Genomic DNA, 19698 nt, shown 5'->3' with positions numbered 1-19698 from the left:
GGCAGGCGGAAGCAGTGACCTCGTTACTGTCTTCCGCCCCCCTGTCGGCCCCTTATGCCGTTACTGTGCGCCGCCTGTGAGCGCCCGGCGCTTCGCGGAGGCGAGTGCGAGCCGCTCCAGCACCCCGACCGTCGGCTCCCAGCCCATGCACGCGTCGGTGACGCTCTGCCCGTACGCCAGCTCGCCGCCCAGGTCCTGCCGTCCCGGGATCAGGAAGCTCTCCAGCATCACGCCCTTGATGCCCTGCTGGCCGGCCTCCAGCTGGCCGGCCACGTCGTCGGCGACGATCGGCTGGCGCAGGTGGTCCTTGTTGCTGTTGCCGTGCGAGCAGTCGACGATGAGCCGCTCCGGCAGGCCGGCGGCGCGCAGCTGACCGAGCGCGGCGTTGACGTCTGCGGCGCTGTAGTTCGGGCCCTTGCCGCCCCGCAGGACCAGGTGGCAGTCCGGGTTGCCGGTGGTGTGCATGATCGCCGGGGTGCCGGAGACGTCGATGCCGGGGAACACGTGCTGCGCCGCGGCGGCGTTGATCGCGTCGATGGCGGTGGCGATGCTGCCGTCGGGCCGGTTCTTCATGCCGATCGGCATGGACAGCCCGGAGGCGAGCTGGCGGTGCACCTGCGATTCCACCGTACGGGCGCCGATCGCACCCCAGGCCACCGTGTCCGCGATGTACTGCGGGGTGATCGGGTCCAGGAACTCGACGCCGACCGGCAGGCCCCGGCCCAGCACCTCGAGCAGCAGCGCCCGGGCGACCCGCAGGCCCTTGCCGACGTCGCCGGTGCCGTCGAGCCCGGGGTCGTTGATGAGTCCCTTCCAGCCCACGGTCGAGCGCGGCTTCTCGAAGTAGACCCGCATCACGATCAGCAGGTCGCCGGCGAGCCGGGCGGCCTCGTGCCGCAGCCGGTCGGCGTACTCGGTGGCGGCGACGGGGTCGTGCACGGAGCACGGGCCGACGACGACGAGCAGGCGCGGATCTCGGCCGTCGAGCACGGCCTCCACCTGCCGGCGGCTGTCCAGCACGGTCGCCGACAACTCGTGGGTCAGCGGCAGCTCGTGATGCAGCAGCGCGGGGCTCATCAGCGGCACGACGGTTTCGATGCGCTGGTCGCTGACCCGCTGCACCTCGGGGATGGTCACGGCTGTCTTCTCCTCCGCCGGGACCGGGGGCCGGCGGCCCCGGTGTGACCGGCTTTCGTGCAAACGAAAAGGCAGCGACGAATGTCGCTGCCTCGGCCGGCCCTACGGGGTGTCTCAGGTCATGGGATCATGGCTGAGGCACCGGCGGGAGCCGGCCTCGTAAACCACTGATACGTCCAGGACACGCGGTGAGCTTAGCTCATCGCGGCGTCCGGGTGTCCGTCAGCCGGGGTATGGGCACGTGCAAGTTGCTGTGCTGCGATTGAGCACATGAACAACGCGAGCGCGCCGTACCTGCTGGACGGCCTGGCCGAGCTTCCGCCGGCACGGCGCAGACAGGCCGTGGCAGCGGTCGTGCTCCGGGTCTGGGAGACGCCGTCCGTCCTGCTGGGTGAGATACCACCGACGCAGGCGCTGACCGCGATCGCCGCGATCGCGGCCGGGCTGCCCGGCGCGGCGACCCGGCCCTGGCTCGACGACCGGCTGCTGGCCGCCGCGTGCCCGGACGTGACGAGCGAGCTGGCCGGGCGGGCGCTGTGCGCGCTGGACGTGATCGTGGGCCGCGACCGCGAGTCGGTCCCGCTGGAGCTGCACGTCACCGACGGCGAGGCCGCCGGTGCACTGCTGGAGGACCTGCGCGACGTGCTCATGGACGGGCTGCGACGGGGACACCCGGGGTAGGTGGCGGGGCGGGTGCTGCCGTCATCGGCAGCCGCACGGTGAACTCGGTCCGGCCCGGCACGCTGTGCATCGAGACCGTGCCGCCGTGTGCGGTGACCACCGCGTACACGATCGACAGCCCCAGGCCCGTGCTGCCCGCCGCCCGCGACCGGGAACTGTCCCCGCGCGCGAACCGCTCGAAGATGTGCGGCTGCAACTCCACCGGGATGCCGGGCCCGGCGTCGGTCACGGTCAGCACCGCGGCGCCCCCGGCCTCACCCACCCCGACCGTCACGGTCGTGCCTTCCGGGGTGTGCGTCCGGGCGTTGGCCAGCAGGTTCCCCAGCACCTGATGCAGCCGCTGGGCGTCACCGGTGACCGTCACCGGCTCCGCGGGCAGGTCGAGCTGCCAGTCGTGCCCGGGACCGGCCGCGTGCGCGTCGCTCACCGCGTCCACCACCAGCACGGTCAGATCGACCGGGTCCTGGGCCAGCGGCCGGCCGGCGTCCAGGCGGGCGAGCAGCAGCAGGTCCTCGACCAGCGCGGTCATCCGCTCGGCCTCGGACTCGACGCGGCGCAGCACGTGGCCGATCTCCTCCGGGACCGGCCGGCGGCTGCGGCGGCTGAGCTCGGCGTAGCCCCGGATCGCGGCGAGCGGGGTACGCAGCTCGTGGCTGGCGTCGGCGACGAACTGCCGGACCTGCATCTCGCTGGCGTGCCGCGCCTCGAGTGCGCTGCCGACGTGGTCGAGCAGCCGGTTCAGCGCCGAGCCGACCTGGCCCACCTCGGTGCGCGGGTCGGTGTCCGAGGCGGGCACGCGCTGGGCGAGCTCGACCTCACCCCGGTCCAGCTCCAGCTCCGAGACCCGGGTCGCGGTGGCGGCCACCCGGGACAACGGCTGGAGGGTACGGCGGACGATGAACGCCCCGGCCCAGCCGGCGATGAGCAGGGCAGCCAGCACGGCGCCGCCGGTGACCAGCGCGGCCTGGAGCAGCGTGGCCCGGGTGGAGTCCAGCGGCAGTGCGGTGATGCTGACGCCGCCGCGCTCGTTCAGCGCCGACACGACGCGGTAGTCGCCGAGGTCGGCGCCGAGGTTGAGGTCTCTCGGGGTGTTGTCCGGCGCCACCGACGCGAGCCGCGCGACGGTCGGATCGGCCAGCTTCTTGTAGTAGGCCACGTAGACGCCGTCCGCGTCCGTGTCGATGGCGACGATGCCGCCGCTGGTGACCGCGCCGATGCTGTCCAGACGCGTCACGATCCAGTTGGTCTGGGAGCCCGGGGGTGGCCTGTCGCCGAGGGGAAGGGGACCGCGGCCGTCCCAGCGGTTGCGGACGTTCGTCTCGAGGACCTTCGCGTCGAGCTGCTGGTACAGCGACTTGTGCAGGTAGATCTCCGCGGTGCCCCCGACGACCAGGCCCAGCAGCACCAACAGGGCGATCATGATGGCGACCAGCCGGGTGCGCAGCGGCCAGCCGGCCGGGTTCCATCGCGCCGGGCGGGCCTCAGTCGGCGGGCTTGAGGACATAACCGCTTCCGCGCATGGTGTGGATCATCGGGTTGCGGCCGACATCGATCTTCTTGCGCAGGTACGAGATGTACAGCTCCACCACGTTGGCCTGGCCGCCGAAGTCGTAGTTCCACACCCGGTCCAGGATCTGGCTCTTGCTCAGCACCCGGCGCGGGTTGCGCATCAGGTACCGCAGCAGCTCGAACTCCGTGGCCGTCAGCGTCACGAGGTCGCCCCCGCGGCGCACCTCGTGGCTGTCCTCGTCCAGGCTCAGGTCACCGACGATGAGCTCGGAGTCCGTCCGCATCGGGGAGTGGCCCATCCGGCGCATCAGGCCGCGCAGCCGGGCCACGACCTCCTCCAGGCTGAACGGCTTGGTGACGTAGTCGTCGCCGCCGGCGGTCAGGCCGGTGATCCGGTCCTCGACCGAGTCCTTCGCGGTCAGGAACAGCACCGGCACCTCGGGCGACTCGCCGCGCAGCCGGCGCAGGACCTCGAGGCCGTCGATGTCGGGCAGCATCATGTCGAGCACGACGGCGTCCGGGCGGAAGTCGCGGGCGGTCCGGACGGCGGTCTGCCCGTCGCCGGCGCTGCGCACGTCCCAGCCCTCGTAGCGCAGGGCCATGGAGAGCAGCTCGGCCAGCGTGGGCTCGTCGTCGACCACGAGCACCCGGACCGGGCCGCCGTCGGGGCGCCGGAGCTCCGTGCTGCTGTCCGCGTTCGCCATCGTCATGTCCCCACTGTCGCGGGCCACGCTTTGCGCTGCCTTTCCGCTTCCTGTGTAGCACCTGTGTGTCCGGGACACGGGCTGACCTTGGTTTTCATGCAGCACCGGCCGGAGCGTGTCGGAAACGGACTAAAACCTTAAAACTCCGCATAATGTCCCGCGTTGTGCCGGCGAGAGAGAGCGGAGGAACGGTTGCGACTGGGTCGTCTCGGTGGTGCCCTCGCGGCGCTCGCCCTCATCGTGCTGCCGGTGGCCCCGGCGGCGTCCTCGCAGGGGCCGTACCCGCCCGGCATCAACGCCGACACGATCCGGATCGCCGGTCCGGGCACGGCCACGATCACCGCGGGCGGCGCCCACTCGTGCGCCCTGACCAGCCTCGGCGAGCTCTACTGCTGGGGCGACGACTCGTCGGGGCAACTGGGTGACGGGCCGGCCGCGCACCCCGCCGGGCAGGCGGTGCTCGCCCTGCACAAAGCCGTCGCGGTCGACGCCGGCAAGGCGCACACCTGCGCGATCGACGTCCGCGGCGCCGCGCACTGCTGGGGCGACGACTCCGCCGGACAGCTCGGCGACGGCGCGCGGACCGACCGGGACGCCCCCGTGGCGGTGACCGGACCGGCCGGGCGGAACCTGGTGGAGATCACCACAGGCGCGCAGCACACCTGTGCCGTGGACGACGAGGGCGGCGCCTGGTGCTGGGGCGACGGCTCGCACGGCCAGCTCGGCGTACCGGGGCTGCGCGGGTCGGCGGTGCCGGTGCGGGTCGGCGCGGGCAGCGGTATGCGGGGCCCGGTCGTCGACATCGCCGCGGGCAGCGACACCACCTGTGCCGTGACTGCCGCCGGTGCCGCGTACTGCTGGGGCTCGGACGCCTACGGCCAGCTCGGGACCGACGGTCGCGGTGACCGCGACGAGCCGGTGGCCGTCGGGGCGGACGGGCCGATGCGGGGCCGGATCCGTGAGGTCACGGTCGGCGGGACGCAGGCCTGCGCGCTCACGGTCGAGGGGCGGGCCTCCTGCTGGGGCACCCGGGCCCTCGGGTCCGGGACCCGCAAGGCGAAGCCCGAGCCGGTCGACGTCGACCTGGCCGCCGCGCTCGGCGAGATCAGCGCGGGCGGCGAATACACCTGCGGGCTGGACCGGGCCGGCCGGGCCTTCTGCTGGGGCGCCGCGGCCGACGGGCGGCTGGGCAGCGGCCGCTCGGTGGCCCGGGCGGTGCCGGTCGGCACCGCCGGGCCCGCGCTGCGCGATCTGGACGCCGGCGCGGACCACAGCTGCGCTTTCGACACCCGGGGGTACGCGTACTGCTGGGGCGCCGGTGCCGACGGGCAGCTGGGTACGGGCCGGACGGTCGCGAGTGCTGTGCCCGTACCGGTGGCGGGTCTGCCCCGGCCGCCCGGGACCGCGACCGGCATCCGGGTGCGCGCCCTCGACGGTGGTCTGCGGGTCGACTGGCAGCCGCCGGCCGACCTGGGCTCCGGGGAGTTCGCCTACTTCTGGGCGACGACCGCCGGCTACGAGTCCGGTTGCACGCTGACCGTCGCCACCGCCGACGGCTGTGAGCTGACCGGCCTGCGCAACGACCGGGAGTACGACGTCGCCGTGGTCGTCCGCACCGGGGACGGCCTCACCGTCAGCGAGTTCGTCACGGCCACGCCCACGGCCGCGGCGCCGCTGCCCGCGGACACCCGGCAACCGCGCCGGATGAGCGTGTCGGTCCTGCCCGGGTCGGGCGCCGGCCTGCCGGTCGCCGGGCTCAGCCCGATCGCCCTCATCGCCCTCGGCACCCTGCTGCTGGGCGGGGGACTGGCCGCCAGGCTCGTCCGCCGGTCCTGACCCGCGTCAGGGGCCCGCGGTCTCCAGCGCGGCGTCGCGGAACTGCTCGGCGCCCTGCTTGAGCCGCTCGGTGTAGTACGGCCGGCTCCAGTTCACCCAGGTCGCGTGCCCGGTCGTCTGGTCGGTGCCGGTCGCCGACACGGTGACACCCACGCCCGGCGCGGCCTGCAGGGTCAGCTTGCGCCCGGCCGGTACGCCGACCATGTGCCGGGACGGGTCCGCGAAACCCAGCATCGCCCAGGGCACCCGCACCACGAGATCGTCGCCGTCGCGCTCCCACAGGGCCCGGCTGTCCGTGTCCGGGCTGCCGTACCGCAGCACGCCCGCGTTCTGCAGCTCGGCCGGCAGCTTCTGCCCGGTGCCCGGGACGGTCCGCGCCCGGTTCACGATCAGCTCGAAACGCTGCCAGCCGATGGCCGCCGGTCCGCGGGCCGCGACCGGGATCTTGATGTCCAGCGGCAGCGGGTCCAGCTGCCGGCGCAGGTACGCCTGGCCCGTCCGGGCCACCAGGTCCAGGAAGAACGCGGCGTCGGCGCTGCGGTTCGCGGTGCCGGGAGCGGGCTCGCCGGTCAGCCCGGGCAGCACGTCGAACCCGAGCGTCAGCGTGCTCGGTACGGGGTTGCCGAGCCCGACCCGCAACCGCAGGTACGCCTCGTCGACCCGCGCCGTGACCCGCCGCGCCGGCCAGCCGTTCTCGTCGTCCAGCAGATAATCGGTGCCCGCCTCCGGAGAGCCGGTCGCGTCCATCGCGATCAGGCCGAAGTGCTGCTCGTTGGTGAGCGGGTCGTGCCAGAGCTGGCGGCGCTCGGGGTCCTGATGCAGCCGGGTGTTCCAGGAGATCTTGAACCACTCGTCCACCCAGGCGAAGAGGAAACCGCCCGCCAGGCCCTCGTCGCGGATCAGCCGCAGCAGCTCCGCGTCGATCCGCAGGGCCTCGCGCTCGCTGTGGTCGCCCTGGCTGCGCCCGAGCGGGCCGTTGTGCGCCGACCCGAGAGACGACGGCACCCCGAACTCGGTGATTAGCGTCGGCAGGTCACCGTGGTGCCGCTTCAGGGCGGCGACATAACCCGCGTACGGGTCGGCGCGGCCCGCGTACCGGTGGGCCAGCAGCGCGGGCTCGTGCCGCTGGAAGTCGGGGTAGTACGGGTAGGCGTGGTAGCCGGCGAAGGTCCCGGCCGGCCAGTTCGCGGTCGCCACCACGTGGTTCGCGTCCAGCTGGGCCAGATCCTCCTCCGGTAGCGGCTCCTGGGGATGGCGTAGCGGGTCGGTGGTCGGCCAGTTGACGAAGGCGAGCGGCTGGCTCAGCCCGGCCGCCGCCTGCAGGGTCGCCAGCTCGTTGAGCCGGGCGGCCAGCCAGCGCTCGGTCGGCGTCGCCCGCGGTGCGCTCCGGATGTAGCGGCCACGCACCGGGGGAGCGGCGGCGTTGCGGGCGTCGGAACGGGCGGTCGCGACGGGGTCCAGCTCGGCGCCGATGATCCAGCCGGCCAGCCACGGGGTCACGTCGGCGGTCCAGGTGCCGTCGGCCCGGCCCGGCTGCGGCGTACGCGTGAGCCGGCCCCGTACCGCACGGTCGGCGTCCCTGATCTCCCGCTGGAACGCGGTCGTGACGGCCCGGTCGAAGAGGTTGTTCTTCTCGGCGTACGACTCGTCGGGCGGATAGACGCCCTGCATGAGATAGAGCGGCTGGTCCGGGTTCGCCCGGTTGTGGGCGGCCAGCTCGGTGTAGAAGGACGGCGGGTGGATCGTGTAGATCCGCACCACGCGCAGGCCCAGCCACGTCATCGCCGCGAACCAGGTCCGGTACTGCCCGGTGCTCACCGACAGCTCACCGGGCTGATGCCCCGGCGTGGTGCTGCCCAGGTTCACCCCGGGCAGGAAGGTGACGTCCCCGGCCGCCGTGTGCAGGGCGAACTCACCCCGGCCGGCAGTGGCCAGACTGCGCAGACCGCCGGTGTCCCGGGGTGCCGGGGCCCAGGAGCGACCGGTGGGCGGGGAGCCTATCGCGGTCATGCCGGGGATCGCGAAGGCCGCCGAGCGCAGTTCGGGCCGTGCTGTCGCGCCGGCCAGCAACAGGCACATGGCCAGCGTGAGGAGCCCGATCAGCAGCGCTTTGGCGCGCGCGTACCGGTGACGTCGCGGCGCCTGGACGAGATGGAGCGGGAAGTCCCCCACCCCGGCATTCTGTGCCGCGAGGGTTGCTGAATGGGGGGAAATGTCGGGAAGCTTGGGCCACTGGAACACTCGCCGTTCGGCAGTTGTTGTGCCAGCGTTGTCTCAGGTGCGGTTTTGCCTGGGTTTTCCGCCGCGGGAAAAATCAGTCGCTGGTGCGCGAGCGTGGGGAGCGGGGTCGTGGATCTTCTCGAGGAGTACCGCAGGGCCACATTCTTCTTCGAGTCCGGCGACCCTCTCGGGGCAGCCCGGCTGCTGGAACCGATCGTCGAGGCCGAGCCGCACAACACCGCGGTCCGCCAGCTGCTGGCCCGCGCCTACTTCAACTCGGCGCAGCTGGGCGGAGCGGAGGCGCAGCTGAGAACGCTGATCGAACATGATCCTTCCGATCACTACGCACACCACGTCCTCGGCCGGACCCTCGAAAGGGCCGGCCGCTTCCGTGAGGCCCTGCCGCACCTGCGGCTGGCCGCGGCGATGAAGAATCACGGTGACTACACCGAGGCGCTGCGGCGGGTCGAGACCTGGCTGGGCAAGAACGACGAGGGACGGGGAACGCAGACGTGAAGATCAAGCTGGACCTGCACGACATCTTCAACAAGGGCACCCAGATCGACAAGGCGCTGCGCGACGTCATCGACGAGGCCATCCAGAAGAAGGCCACGCTCGTCGAGATCATCCCGGGCAAGGGCTCGGGCGCCCTCAAGAAGAAGGTGATCCGATTCCTGGACCAGAAGGAGATCAAGCAGCTCTACCACCGGGTCGAGAAGGACGGCGACAACTGGGGACGGCTCTTCGTGCACTTCAAGTTCGAGTCGGCCCAGGGCAAGGGCCGGCGCGGACGCTAGCCGTCACAGCGTGAAGGTGTGCGCCACCGCGAGCATCTCCGAGCTGTGTGACCCCACGATGCCGACATCCGCCGGCCGGGGCCGGAAGCCGGGCAGGGCGGACAGCCCGTCGCTGGCGTCCATCACGCGCAGGCGCAGCGGGGTCCCCGCGGGGACGGTGAGCCTCACCTCGATGCCCTCCGGCGGGGGCGCATGGAAGACGAAGCCGAAGCCCCACGGTCCGCCGGCCTTCTTGTCCGTGGGCACCGGACGGCCGGAGACCGTGGCCGCGCTGACCGTCGCCTCGGCGTTGACGTGCACGGTGATCAGGCGTACCGCTCGTTGCGGGGTCAGCCGGAAGGCCACGGTGCGCAGGCCCCCGGTCGTCGTGTTGGCCGACGGGGTCAGGGTCGGGGCCGGCAGTTGCGCGGGCTGGGCGGGTCCGCTCAACACCTCCTCCGGGCCGAACGCCGGCAAGGTCTCGATGACCGGCGCCGGCTCGTCCGTGACGTACTGACCTGTCCACTCCTGCGGCCTGCTCTCCTGGCTCAGCCAGCGCGCCTGGCCGGTGTCCGTGTCCAGGGCGTACATCAGGTGGGTGGGGGAGGGGTGGGCCCGGTCGAAGCGGTCCACGGCCGACGCAGGCGACGGCGGTGAGCGCCGCCACCAGCGTCGGCAGGCCCCCGAGCCGCCGGGCCCGCAGCGCCACCATCCCGCGCTGGCCCCCGGCCTCCGGATGCAGCAGATCGACGATCGGCAGCGTGGCCAGGGCCAGCAGCGTCGCGAAGAATGCGCTGGCAGCGCCGAGCGCCAGGCCCAGGGCCGGGAAGAACATGACCACCGTGGGCAGCAGCACCACGACTGCGACGGCCGCGCCCACCGTCACCGCCAGCACCGACCACCAGCCGCGCAGCAGCACCGCGACGATGCCCGCGAGCGCACCGGCCAGGGCGGGAAGGGCCGCGAGGTAGGAGCCGCCGGGAGCGAAGGCGGCCAGCGCGAGGCCGAGCACCGCCAGCCAGCCCAGGCCACCGACGGCCAGCGCCGCCGGGCTCATCCGGCGGCGTAGCAGGGCGTACCAGGCGAACACGATCGTCGCGGTCAGCGCCAGGATCGCCAGCCTGTACCAGAACGGCCGGTACGGGTCGATGAGCTGAGCGGCGTACCCCGGCCGGATGACTTTCAACATTGCCCACAGGAGCTGGGCCGCCACCGGGGCCGCGACGAGCGGCACCAGGGCCAGCCCGAAGCCGCCCGCCAGCCGGGCCCCGGTGGCCAGCCCGCGACGCCGGGCCAGCCAGGCCAGCGCCAGCACGGCCAGCAACGCCAGCGCGGCCAGCGGCCAGGTCAGCGAACCGGGGTAGACCGCCAGCCCGCCGGGCACCGGGAAATACACCGCGTCGCCGTCGGAACGCAGCGCGGGCAGCTCGCGGCCACCGAGCTCGCGGGTCAGCGCCAGGGTGTTCGCGCCGAGGTGCTGCAGGCTGTCCCGGTCCATCGTCGCCGGGGTGTCGGTCGGCGCGTGATAGACCGCCGAGCCGTCGATGTACGCGCTGTTGAAGCCGGTGAAGCCCGCATCGAGGAACGGGGTGAAGTCGGTGTCGTTGGGCAGCAGCCGATAGACCTCGACCGCGAACGAGGTGCCCACCGGCCGCGGCGCCTCGGCGTACACCCCGGTCAGGCCCGCGTTGTCCGTCGCGGTCTCGAACATGATCGCCGGTCCGGTGCTGCCGCGGGCCTCCAGGTTGAGCACGACGCCACCGTCACGGGCCAGCGGATGCTGATCCACGAACGCCTTCGCCCCGCACAGGCAGGCCTCCTCGGCGTCCGTGAGCACGAGCACGACGTCGTTGCGCAGCCGCGGTCCGGCCGCCAGCGCCCGGGCAATCTCGAGGATCGCGGCGGTGCCCGCCCCGTCGTCGTTGCCGCCGGGTGAGACCTGGGCCGAGTCGTAGTGCGCGACCAGGAAGATCCGGCCGGTCGACGCTGTGCCGGGCAGCAGGGTCACCACGTTGCGGACCCGGGCCAGGCCGCTGCCGCCGGCGCTCGCCGACAACTCGCCGCCCTGCACCGACACCGTGTCCTGCACCTCGGGGCTCAGGCCCAGGCCGCGCAGGGTGGTCAGGAGACGCTCGCGGACCGCGTCGGCGGGCGCGCTGCCCGCCACGTGCGGCTGCGTGCCGATCGCCTGGACCTGCTGGAACGCGCGTCCGGCGCTGAACTCGGCGGCCGGGGCATCGACGGCCCGCGCCCCGGGCGGCTGCACGGACTGCTGCGCCGCCACCGCGACGAACAGCAGCAACACGACCGCGAGCAGTGCCGCGCCCACCCGGTGGGTGGGCCGGGCCAGGGCCCGGGACGCGGCCTCGATCCGCGGTACGCCCACGTGAGCCTCCTTCACGACGCCTCGGATGACATCTAAGCCGCTGTGACCCCGCCCGGGTACCCCGTGGATCTCTCGAAGCGGTGACATAACTTTGTGCGGTGACCGCCCCGCTCGACCCCCCTGCCGTGTTCGCCGAGTTCATCGACCGGGTCGCCTGCTACGACCCGGCGCCCGAGGGCGGTCCCGTCGCCGTGCTCGGCCTGCGTACCGCGCTCGGGGAGGCGACGTTCCAGGTCAGCGACCATGTCGTGCGGGCGATGTGCCGGGCGCTGGAGGCGTACCGGGACCCCGCCGACCGGGGCACGTGCACCGGCTGCGGCAGCCGGCGCCTGGACGAGAACCTGCACTGCGGCGACTGCGGCCGGCTGCACGGCATCCTCGGTCAGGTGATCGCCGAGCACGCCCGCCGGGTGGCCGAGGACCAGTCGTACGGGCCGCCGGCGTGACCCGCGCCGCTGCCGCGGGTGTCCGGTGTTGTGCGTCCGCAGCCGGTGGTGGACTATCAGCGGGTCACGCCCGAAGGAGTCGAGCCATCAAGCGTTCCCACCGCGCCGGAGCCGCCGTTGCGCGCACCCCGTCGTGCGGGGTGGCGTGGTGAGCGAACGCGCTCTCACGGTGCCGCCGGCGGGGTTGAAAGCCCCCGAACGGCTGCGCATCCTGCTGGTCGAGGACGACGAGGGCGACGCGTTCCTCGTCAAGGAGCTGCTCGCCGAGGCGGGTGCGCTGTTCGACCTGCGGGTGGCGACCAGCCTGCGCGAGGCCCGGCCGATGATGCGCGGCGTGCAGTGCGTCCTGCTGGATCTGGGGCTGCCCGACGCCGAGGGCATCGACGGCCTGCGCAAGCTGCTCGCGGTGGCCGGCAGCGCCGCGGTCTGTGTGCTGACCGGCCGCTCCGACGAGCACCTCGGGGTGGCGGCGGTCGCCGAGGGCGCCCAGGACTACCTGGTCAAGGGGCAGGTCGACGGCGTCCTGCTGGTCCGCGCCCTGCGGTACGCGGTCGAGCGCAAGCGCGCCGACGAGAACACCCAGCGGCTGCGCGAGGTGGAGCTGCGCCAGGCCGAGTCGGCCCGGCTCGAACGCGGCCTGCTGCCCCAGCCGCTGATGCAGACCACCGAGGTCGCGGTGCACACGTTCTACCGCTCCGGGCGGGCGATGGGCCTGCTCGGCGGCGACTTCTTCGACGTGGTGCAGGTCGGCCCCGACCGGCTGCACGTCATCGTCGGTGACGTCTGCGGGCACAGCGTGGACGAGGCCGCCCTCGGCGTCGAGCTCCGGGTGGCCTGGCGGGCGCTGGTGCTCGGCGGCGTGCCCGAGGACCAGATCCTGGGCGCGCTGGAGCAGGTCCTGATGAGCGAGCGGCGCGCCCGCGAGGTCTTCGCCACGGTCGCGTCGGTGGTCCTCGACCTGAGCGCCGGCCGGGCCACCGTGCGGCTGGCCGGCCATCCGCCGCCGGTGCTGCTCAGAGACGGGCGGGCCGAGCCGGTCGCCGCCCGCCGCGGCATCGTGCTGGGCGTCAAACCCACCCCCACCCCCGCGACCGACGTGGAGCTCTCCGGCGATGACTGGTCCCTGCTGATGTACACCGACGGACTGATCGAGGGGCACACCGGCGTGGGCAACGAACGGCTCGACGTGGACGGTCTGTGCGGCGTGCTCGCCGAGCCGGCCGCCAAGGACGTGCCGCTGGCCGCGCTCCCGGCGTGGCTGGTGGGCCGGGCCGAGCAGGGCAACGGCGGCCCGCTCGCCGACGACGTGGCGATGCTGCTGATCTCCCGGGGCGGCGGCCGATGAAGCTGCTCGACCTGCGCACCTGGACGTTGCGCCGCCGGGTGGTCGCCCTGTCGCTGACCGTCGCGCTGTTGCTGGCGATCCTCGGTGCCTTCGCCGCGATCACCGCCGCGGACAGCAACGAGCACATCGACAACATCCTGAACAAGACCGGCCCGATGCGGGCCTCCGGCGAGAGCCTCAACACCGCGGTGGTCAATCAGGAGACCGGCATCCGCGGGTACGCGATCAGCGGCGACCAGAACAACCTGAAGCCCTACAACGACGGCCTGGCCGCCCAGCAGCGACTGCTCGACGAGATCAACCGGCTCAACGGCCCCGACGGGGACCCGGCGGTGCGCGCCTCGCTCCAGCAGGTGCAGCTCCGTGCGGATCAGTGGCGTGCCACGGTCGCGGAGCCGGTGATCAACGCCGTTCGCGACGAGGGCCCGGCGGCCGGGCAGGCGCTGATCGACCGCGCGGACACCCGGCAGTTCGACGCGCTGCGGGCGGCGATCACCGACCTGCAGCAGGACATTCTGGTGGTCCGCAACGCCTCCGCGGCGTCGGCCAAGCGCACCGGCACCGTGCTCGTCGCCCTGGAGATCTTCGCCGCGGTGGTGGTCATCCTGGCCGGCGCGATCCTGCTCCTGCTGCTCGACCGCCTGGTCAGCCGGCCGGTGACCGAGCTGGCCGAGCAGGTCCGGGAGGTGGCCCGCGGCGACTACGACAAGCAGATCACCAGCGGCGGTTCCCCCGAGCTGCGCGTGCTGGCCGCCGACGTGGACGGGATGCGCAGACAGATCGCCAGCGAGCTGAGCGAGGTGCGCGAGGCCCGCGGGCAGATCGAGTGGGTCAACGACCAGCTCAAACAGCAGGCGGAGGAACTGACCCGGTCCAACCGCGACCTCGAGCAGTTCGCCTACGTGGCCTCGCACGACCTGCAGGAGCCGCTGCGCAAGGTGGCCAGCTTCTGCCAGCTGCTGCAGCGCCGTTACGCGGGTCAGATGGACGAGCGCGCCGACCAGTACATCGCCTTCGCGGTCGACGGCGCCCAGCGGATGCAGCGCCTGATCAACGACCTGCTGGCGTTCTCCCGGATCGGCCGGCTCACCGCGGGCTTCACCGACGTGGACCTGGACCGGGTGCTGACCGAGGTGAAGTCGCAGCTGGAGGCCCGGGCCGGCGACGACGCCGAGATCAACTGGTCCGACCTGCCCACCGTGGAGGGCGAGGAGCCGCTGCTCACCACCCTGTTCGTCAACCTGATCGGCAACTCGCTGAAGTTCCGCCGCCCGGACGTCGCCCCGGTCATCCGGGTGTCGGCCGAGCGCCTCGAGGACGAGTGGCAGATCAACGTCCGGGACAACGGCATCGGCATCGAGCCCGAGTTCGCCGACAAGGTCTTCGTGATCTTCCAGCGGCTGCACGCGCGGGACGCGTACGAGGGCACGGGCATCGGGCTGGCGATCGTCAAGAAGATCGTCGAATACCATGGCGGACGGATCTGGCTCGACCTCGAGGTGGCCGAGGGCACGTCGATCTACTTCACGTTGCCTCTGCTCGCCGGCGTGCCGGTGGCGGAGCCCCGGAAACAGGATGAGGTCGCGGCATGAGTCCGGAACGTGCTGAAGGAGGCCCAGCATGACGGGTGCGGTGCGGCAGGACGGCACACCCATCGAGGTGCTGCTCGTCGAGGACGACCCGGGCGACGTGCTCATGACGCAGGAGGCGTTCGAGGAGCACAAGGTCCGTAACCGGCTGACCGTGGTGTCAGACGGTGCCGAAGCGCTGGCCTACCTGCGCCGCGAGGGCCCGTACGAGAATGCGCTGCGGCCCGACCTGATCCTGCTCGATCTGAACCTGCCCCGCCGCGACGGCCGGGAGGTGCTCGAGGAGGTCAAGAAGGACGACGACCTCTGCCGCATCCCGGTGGTGGTGCTGACCACCTCGGCCGCCGACGAGGACATCCTGCGCAGCTACCAGCTGCACGCCAACGCCTACGTCACCAAGCCGGTCGACTTCGACCGGTTCATCTCGGTGATCCGGCAGATCGACGAGTTCTTCGTCAGCGTCGTGAAGTTGCCGCCGCGTGCGTGACGACCTGATCGACGAGGTCACCACCCTGGTCCGGGAGGTGGCGCAGACCATCGTGCTGCCCCGGTGGCGGCACCTGAGCGACGCCGAGATCCACCAGAAGTCGCCCGGCGACCTGGTCACCATCGCCGACCAGGAGTCCGAGCGGGCGCTGACCACCGGCCTGACCGCGCTGCTGCCCGGCTCGCAGGTCGTCGGCGAGGAGGCCGTGGCGGCCGATCCGGGCGTGCTGGCCCGGGTCGGTGACTCCGGCGCGGTCTGGATCGTCGACCCGGTCGACGGGACCAACAACTTCGCCGCCGGCAAGACCCCGTTCGCGGTGATGGTCGCGCTGCTGCGCGACGGGGAGCCGGCCGCGTCCTGGATCCTCGACGTGGTCGCCGACCGGATGACGGTCGCGGAGGCGGGCAGCGGCACGTTCATCGACGGGCTGCGCATCAAGACCCGCACCGACGACCCGGGTGCGTCCGGGCTGACCGGTTCGCTGTCGCGCAACTACTTCCCCGACGACCTGCGCCGGCGGATCGAGTCGCGGATCGCCACGCTGGGCACGGTGACCGGCGGCCACCACTGCGCGGGCTACGAGTATCCGGCGGTCGTCTCCGACGAGCAGCAGTTCGCCACCTTCTGGCGGATCCTGCCCTGGGATCACGTGCCGGGCTCACTGATCGTGCGCGAGGCCGGCGGCACGGTGCTGCACCTGGACGGCTCGCCGTACCGGGCGACCGACTCGGAGCGGGGTCTGCTGGTCGCGGCCAACGAGGACATCTGGCGTACGGCGCACGCCGCCCTGTTCGCCTAGGGCAGGCCCGACAGCTTCGACAGGATCATCAGCTTGTGGCCGCCGGGGTCGACGGCCCGGGCCAGCCGTTCGCCCCAGGGCTGGTCGGCCGGCTCGGCCAGGATCTCGGCGCCGGCTGAGCGCAGCCGGGCGACGGCCTCGTCGCAGTCGTCGGCGTAGACGCACAGCTCGTAGCCGGCTGTCGTGTCGGCGCCGATGCCCAGCTCGCTGGTGCCCAGCCGCAGGGTCACGAAGACCGGCTCGCCCTCGGCGGGGAACCGGTACTGCTCGGCGAAGCCCAGCCCGTCGCGGTAGAAGGCGACGGCGGCCGGCAGGTCAGTGACGGTGATGACAGGAAACGCCTCGGTGAACGCCATACTTCGGATATTAGGGTGCCCCCATGTCTGCGTACCTGTCTGAGCTTTTCGGTCTGGCCGGCCGGACCGCGGTCGTGACCGGCGGCAGTTCCGGGATCGGCCGGGCCATGGCCGGCGCGCTGGGCCGCGCCGGCGCCCGCATCGTGCTGGTCGCCCGGCGCCCGGAGCCGCTGGCCGAGACGATCGGCGAACTGACCGCCGACGGCGTCGAGGCCGGCGCGGTCCCGGCGGATCTCGCCGACCGGGCGGCGCTCGCGGCCGCGATCGACACGATCGTCACCCGGTACGGGGAACCGGACATCCTCGTCAACGCGGCGGCGGTGAACCGGCGGCCGCCGATGGACGCGCTGACCGACGACGACTGGGACGTCACGCTGGCCGCCAACCTGACCGCGCCCTTCCAGCTCGGGCAGCGTTTCGGGTCGGCGATGGCCGCCCGTGGCTGGGGCCGGATCATCAACGTCGTGTCGCAGCAGGCCTTCCGCGCGTACGGCAACAGCGGCGCCTACGGCGTCTCGAAGGCCGGTCTGGTGGCCCTGACCCGGTCGCAGGCGGAGGCGTGGTCGGCCCGTGGCGTCTGCTGCAACGCGGTAGCCCCCGGAGTGGTGCACACGCCGCTGACCGAGCCGGTCTTCGCCGATCCGGAGAAGGTCGCCGCGCATGCCCGGCGCACGATGATCGGCCGCAACGGGGTGCCGAGCGATTTCGCCGGATGCGCGGTATATCTGGCGAGTGCCGCTAGCGCTGCGGTGACCGGCCAGACACTCTTCGTCGACGGTGGATATTCGTCGACGTGAGCGCGCTGCCGTTTCGACGTGCGGCGCGGTAGAGTCACCGCGCTCACGACTTGGGAGGTAGACCGTGGCGGCGACTCTCCTGCGCCGGCTTCAGCCTGTCCTGGCCATCCTCGCTGCCCTCGCGGTGCTGCTCGTCGCCGCCCCGGCTGCGCGCGCGGAACCGGACGAGGAGGGCGGCACGAAGACCCTGCGGTCGGCGCTCGAGTCCGCGGCCAAGGGCCACATCGAAGCCAAGAACAAGCTCGAGAACTCCAAGAAGCGGCAGAAGCAGCTCACTGTCACGCTGGCCCAGTCCAAGCAGAAGACCAGCGAGCTGCAGGGCCGGGTCAGCGAGGTCGCCAACCGCGCGTACCGGCAGGGCCGCTTCAACACGATGACCCTGCTGCTCAACGCCACCTCGCCGGACACGTTCATGGAACGCGCGCTGCGCCTGGACCAGATGGCCCAGATCGACGGCAAGGTCCTGACCGGCTACCGCGAGGCGCTGGAGACCACCGAGCGGGCCAAACAGGCCATCGACCTGGAGGTCAAGGAGCAACAGAAGCAGGTCACGGTCATGGCCAAGAAGAAGCAGCAGGCCGAGCAGGCGCTGGCCATCGCCGGCGGCGGCGCGGCGCGCAGCGGCTTCATCAACGCCAACTCGCCGCTGGCCAAGCCGGCCCCGCGCAACTCCGACGGCTCCTGGCCCAGGGAGTCCTGCTCGGTCAGCGACCCCTCCCCAGGCGGCAGCGGGTGCATCACGCCGCGGACGCTGAACGCGTACCAGCAGGCCCGGGCGGCGGGCTTCAAGCGGTACACGGGTTGCTTCAGCCAGCGTTCCTCCGGTGAGCACCCCAAGGGCCGGGCCTGTGACTTCTCCGCGGCCTCCGGCGGCTTCGAGAACGTCAACGCGTCCGGCGGCGACCGTATCTACGGCGACAACCTGGCGGCGTACCTGGTGAAGAACGCCTCGCGCCTGGGCGTGCTGTACGTCATCTGGTACCGGCAGATCTGGCACCCGGGCACCGGCTGGCGCGGCTACAGCGGCTCGGGCGGACCGAACGCCACTCACACCAACCACGTGCACCTATCAGTCATCTGACAGGAGCGCGCCGGTAGCATCCGCGCGATGGAGACCTCCGCCCCTCGCGCCCTGCCCTCCGGACTGGCCACCGCACTGGTGTTCTTCGCCAGCGGCGCCGTGCTGGTCCTGGAGATCGTGGCGCTGCGGCTCGTCGGCCCCTACGTCGGGGTGACCCTGCAGGTCAGCAGCTCCGTGATCGGGATCGCGCTGGCGGCCATCGCGTACGGCACCTGGCTCGGCGGCCGGCTCGCCGACAGGTTCGACCCCCGGCTGCTGCTGGCCCCCGCTCTGCTGCTCGCCGCGATCGGCACGGCGATCACCCTGCCGCTGGTCCGCTGGGGTGGTGAGCTGCTGCGCGGCGGGTCGGCACCGGCTGTGCTGCTGCTGGCCGTGCTGGCCGTCTTCCTGCCCGCCTTCCTGCTCGCCGCGATCACCCCGCTGACGGTGAAGCTCCAGCTCGGTGACCTGCGCCGGACCGGCGAGGTGGTGGGCCGGCTGTCCAGCTTCGGCACGCTCGGCGCGATCACCGCGACGCTGGGCACCGGCTTCGTCCTCGTCGCCGCGATGCCCAGCAGCTGGATCGTGCTGACCCTGGCCGGTGTGCTCGCCGTGGCGGGCTTCGGGCTGGGCTGGTGGCTGCACCGCAACAACCCCGAGCTGAAGCTGCCGGGCAAGCCGCGGACCCGGGCCGTCGTGGTCATCATCGGACTGTTCGGCGCCGGGCTGGGCGCCACCGCACCGACCCCCTGCGACATCGAGACCGCGTACCACTGCGCGCGGGTGGACGCCGACCCCAGCACGCCCGGCGGGCGGACGCTGATCCTGAACTCGGCGCGGCACTCGTACGTCGACCTGAACGACCCCACCAACCTCGAGTTCGCGTACGTGCAGTGGATCGGTGCCGTCGTCGACGTCGTCAAGGCCGGCGGGGCCCCGATCAGTGCGCTGCACCTGGGGGGTGGCGGGTTCACCGTGCCGGCGTACGTGGCGCACGCGCGGCCCGGCAGCGACCAGCTCGTCCTGGAGCTCGACGGCGGCCTGGTCGACCTCGACCGGCGCGAGCTGGGCCTGCGGACCGGGCCGAACCTGCGGGTCCGCGTCGGCGACGCGCGGGTCGGCCTGGCCGAGCAGCGGAGCGAGGGGTACGACGTGGTGGTCGGCGACGCGTTCGGCCACCTCGTGGTCCCGTGGCACCTGGCCACCCGGGAGATGGCTGCCGACATCGCCCGCGTGCTGCGCGCCGACGGCGTGTACGCGCAGAACGTCATCGACTACCCGCCGAACCGTTTCATCCGGGCCGAGCTGGCCACCGTGGCCGACGTCTTCCCGCACGTGGCCCTGGTCGCGCCGGAGGCCGCGCTGGACGGGAAGACCGGCTCCAACTTCGTGATCGTGGCGTCGAAGTCGCCGCTGGCCCTGGACGAACTGCGCAATCATCTCGACCTGGTGAACGAGCCGGTGCAGTTGGTCTCGGGTCAGCGGCTCACCGACTTCATCGACGGCGCCCGGGTGCTGACCGACGACTTCGCACCGGTGGATCAGCTCCTGGCCGGGTGATCCCGGCGTT

At 72.4% G+C, this 19698-nt stretch carries 18 protein-coding genes; 12 read left to right on the top strand and 6 right to left on the bottom strand.

From position 1 onward, the window contains the following. Positions 1-60: 60 nt before the first annotated feature. Positions 61-1137 carry a 3-deoxy-7-phosphoheptulonate synthase gene (locus Aau02nite_RS06695; RefSeq protein WP_212987417.1) on the bottom strand — a complete coding sequence of 359 codons (1077 nt, stop codon included), beginning with the start codon at positions 1135-1137 and terminating at the stop codon, positions 61-63. A gap of 270 nt (positions 1138-1407) precedes the next feature. Between Aau02nite_RS06695 and Aau02nite_RS06690 the strand changes: the two genes are divergently transcribed. Continuing rightward, positions 1408-1818 carry a hypothetical protein gene (locus tag Aau02nite_RS06690; protein ID WP_212987416.1) on the top strand — a complete coding sequence of 137 codons (411 nt, stop codon included), beginning with the start codon at positions 1408-1410 and terminating at the stop codon, positions 1816-1818. On the opposite strand, the gene Aau02nite_RS06685 is transcribed toward Aau02nite_RS06690, so the two are convergent. Both Aau02nite_RS06685 and Aau02nite_RS06680 read right to left on the bottom strand, forming a co-directional pair. Continuing rightward, a complete protein-coding gene (locus tag Aau02nite_RS06685) occupies positions 1784-3322 on the bottom strand; it encodes a sensor histidine kinase (RefSeq protein ID WP_212987415.1) in 1539 nt (512 codons plus the stop codon). The two genes, Aau02nite_RS06690 and Aau02nite_RS06685, sit on opposite strands and share 35 nt — an antisense overlap. After that, positions 3300-4037 (bottom strand): response regulator transcription factor, encoded by a 738-nt coding sequence (locus Aau02nite_RS06680; protein ID WP_212987414.1) that lies wholly within the window; start codon positions 4035-4037, stop codon positions 3300-3302. Before Aau02nite_RS06680 ends, Aau02nite_RS06685 begins: the two co-directional genes overlap by 23 nt. A gap of 186 nt (positions 4038-4223) precedes the next feature. On the opposite strand from Aau02nite_RS06680, the gene Aau02nite_RS06675 reads away from it, so the two are divergent. Further along, entirely contained in the window at positions 4224-5867 is a 1644-nt protein-coding gene (locus tag Aau02nite_RS06675; RefSeq protein ID WP_212987413.1) for an RCC1 domain-containing protein, read from the top strand. Positions 5868-5873: 6 nt separating this feature from the next. Here the strand turns inward: Aau02nite_RS06675 and Aau02nite_RS06670 are convergent, their stop codons facing one another. Continuing rightward, entirely contained in the window at positions 5874-8039 is a 2166-nt protein-coding gene (locus Aau02nite_RS06670; RefSeq protein ID WP_212987412.1) for a hypothetical protein, read from the bottom strand. A 177-nt stretch (positions 8040-8216) separates the two neighbouring features. Between Aau02nite_RS06670 and Aau02nite_RS06665 the strand changes: the two genes are divergently transcribed. Both Aau02nite_RS06665 and Aau02nite_RS06660 read left to right on the top strand, forming a co-directional pair. Further along, positions 8217-8603: a tetratricopeptide repeat protein gene (locus Aau02nite_RS06665; protein WP_212987411.1), complete on the top strand. Its 387-nt coding sequence runs from the start codon at positions 8217-8219 to the stop codon at positions 8601-8603. Continuing rightward, positions 8600-8884 (top strand): Smr/MutS family protein, encoded by a 285-nt coding sequence (locus Aau02nite_RS06660; RefSeq protein WP_212987410.1) that lies wholly within the window; start codon positions 8600-8602, stop codon positions 8882-8884. The genes Aau02nite_RS06665 and Aau02nite_RS06660 overlap by 4 nt, the downstream gene beginning before the upstream one ends. On the opposite strand, the gene Aau02nite_RS06655 is transcribed toward Aau02nite_RS06660, so the two are convergent. After that, a complete protein-coding gene (locus tag Aau02nite_RS06655; RefSeq protein WP_307857850.1) occupies positions 8841-11249 on the bottom strand; it encodes a M28 family peptidase in 2409 nt (802 codons plus the stop codon). The two genes, Aau02nite_RS06660 and Aau02nite_RS06655, sit on opposite strands and share 44 nt — an antisense overlap. 98 nt (positions 11250-11347) lie before the next feature. Between Aau02nite_RS06655 and Aau02nite_RS06650 the strand changes: the two genes are divergently transcribed. From Aau02nite_RS06650 to Aau02nite_RS06630, 5 genes are all read left to right on the top strand, one after another. Next, on the top strand, positions 11348-11695 hold the full coding sequence (locus Aau02nite_RS06650; protein ID WP_212987409.1) for a hypothetical protein: 348 nt from the start codon (positions 11348-11350) through the stop codon (positions 11693-11695). Between the two features lie 148 nt (positions 11696-11843). Beyond that, a complete protein-coding gene (locus Aau02nite_RS06645; RefSeq protein ID WP_246594948.1) occupies positions 11844-13040 on the top strand; it encodes a PP2C family protein-serine/threonine phosphatase in 1197 nt (398 codons plus the stop codon). Beyond that, positions 13037-14632, top strand: a complete 1596-nt coding sequence (locus tag Aau02nite_RS06640; RefSeq protein ID WP_212987408.1) for a sensor histidine kinase — start codon at positions 13037-13039, stop codon at positions 14630-14632. Before Aau02nite_RS06645 ends, Aau02nite_RS06640 begins: the two co-directional genes overlap by 4 nt. 28 nt (positions 14633-14660) lie before the next feature. Then, positions 14661-15116 (top strand): response regulator, encoded by a 456-nt coding sequence (locus Aau02nite_RS06635; protein WP_212987407.1) that lies wholly within the window; start codon positions 14661-14663, stop codon positions 15114-15116. Beyond that, positions 15109-15915: an inositol monophosphatase family protein gene (locus tag Aau02nite_RS06630; RefSeq protein ID WP_212987406.1), complete on the top strand. Its 807-nt coding sequence runs from the start codon at positions 15109-15111 to the stop codon at positions 15913-15915. The genes Aau02nite_RS06635 and Aau02nite_RS06630 overlap by 8 nt, the downstream gene beginning before the upstream one ends. Here the strand turns inward: Aau02nite_RS06630 and Aau02nite_RS06625 are convergent. Continuing rightward, on the bottom strand, positions 15912-16271 hold the full coding sequence (locus tag Aau02nite_RS06625; RefSeq protein WP_212987405.1) for a VOC family protein: 360 nt from the start codon (positions 16269-16271) through the stop codon (positions 15912-15914). The genes Aau02nite_RS06630 and Aau02nite_RS06625 overlap by 4 nt on opposite strands. A 23-nt stretch (positions 16272-16294) precedes the next feature. On the opposite strand from Aau02nite_RS06625, the gene Aau02nite_RS06620 reads away from it, so the two are divergent. From Aau02nite_RS06620 to Aau02nite_RS06610, 3 genes are all read left to right on the top strand, one after another. Beyond that, positions 16295-17068, top strand: a complete 774-nt coding sequence (locus Aau02nite_RS06620) for an SDR family NAD(P)-dependent oxidoreductase (RefSeq protein ID WP_212987404.1) — start codon at positions 16295-16297, stop codon at positions 17066-17068. Between the two features lie 64 nt (positions 17069-17132). Continuing rightward, positions 17133-18149, top strand: a complete 1017-nt coding sequence (locus tag Aau02nite_RS06615) for a coiled-coil domain-containing protein (RefSeq protein ID WP_246594947.1) — start codon at positions 17133-17135, stop codon at positions 18147-18149. A gap of 27 nt (positions 18150-18176) precedes the next feature. Continuing rightward, a complete protein-coding gene (locus tag Aau02nite_RS06610) occupies positions 18177-19688 on the top strand; it encodes a fused MFS/spermidine synthase (RefSeq protein WP_212987403.1) in 1512 nt (503 codons plus the stop codon). The last annotated feature ends 10 nt before the right edge of the window (positions 19689-19698 follow it).

The sequence above is a fragment of the Actinoplanes auranticolor genome (genome assembly GCF_018332655.1).
GTDB classification, from domain to species: Bacteria; Actinomycetota; Actinomycetes; order Mycobacteriales; family Micromonosporaceae; genus Actinoplanes; species Actinoplanes auranticolor.
Note: the sequence above shows the minus strand (reverse complement) of the source record. Positions and strands in the feature narration are given on the sequence as shown.